The sequence below is a fragment of the Limosilactobacillus mucosae genome (assembly GCF_046939755.1).
In the GTDB taxonomy this organism is placed as follows: domain Bacteria; phylum Bacillota; class Bacilli; order Lactobacillales; family Lactobacillaceae; genus Limosilactobacillus; species Limosilactobacillus mucosae_A.
In genome coordinates this window covers 1-815 of record NZ_JBKZAY010000081.1, presented here as the reverse complement: position 1 = coordinate 815, position 815 = coordinate 1, and the positions used below count along the sequence as shown (strand labels likewise).

The following is an 815-nucleotide window of genomic DNA, read 5'->3' as shown; positions in this document are numbered from 1 at the left end:
TGAGCAGCTGAATGCGGGCGTTGTCAAGCGAACGGCCGGCCATTTGAATAATGTGGAAGCGGTCGATGATGATCTCGGCGTTGGGAAAGAGCTGGCGAATAAACGAGGCATATTGGGCATTTAGATCAATGACGATGGTTTCAACCCGTTGGCGTTCAGAAACAGAATAACGATTCAGAAAGTAGTCGACGATGTTTTGAGTCAGCCGGTCAGCCAGAATCGCCACGATTTGATGATCGTTTTCGGCATCACAACAAATGAACGACATCTTGTGATCAACGGAGCGGAACTCGTCAAAGCAGAGATGCTTAGGCAGGACGGCCATTCTGCGCTTGGGCGTGACGAATTCCTGGATGATGCGGGCCACGCTGGAAGCCGAACAGTGGCACATCTTGGCAATCGTCTTATTGGTCATGCCTTCACGAACCATCGCCATGACACCGTGCTTAAGCTGGTGCGAGAGCGAGTGGTTTTCCTCAACCAGATCAGTGGTTACGCCCCAGGTTGTCTGACAATTGCGGCAGTAGTAGCGCTGTTTCCAGAGCTCCATCTCACAGCGTTCCTGACGCAGCTCGCCTAAGCGGACATGAGTAACCCGAGTACCGTTTTTGATTACGGTCGAAAAGCCGCAGTAAGGACAGTGCTCAACGGGATAAGACAAGCGAGCTTTAATAACGTTACGGATCTCGCCATCAATGACGGTAGTAGAAAAATCAAGAATTTTAATATTAGGGTCTTCAATTTTAAAGAACTGTAGCATAGAATGATTAGTAAGGGACAAAAGCAAAACCTTCTTTCAATTTTGTGTGGTAGCT

1 protein-coding gene is annotated in these 815 nt (G+C 48.5%); it reads right to left on the bottom strand.

Features of this window, described 5'->3' with window-relative positions; all coding sequences use genetic code 11:
* Positions 1–781: transposase (locus ACLUWI_RS10180; RefSeq protein ID WP_412147229.1), on the bottom strand; the 781-nt coding region annotated here is incomplete at its 3' end.
* Positions 782–815: the final 34 nt, after the last annotated feature.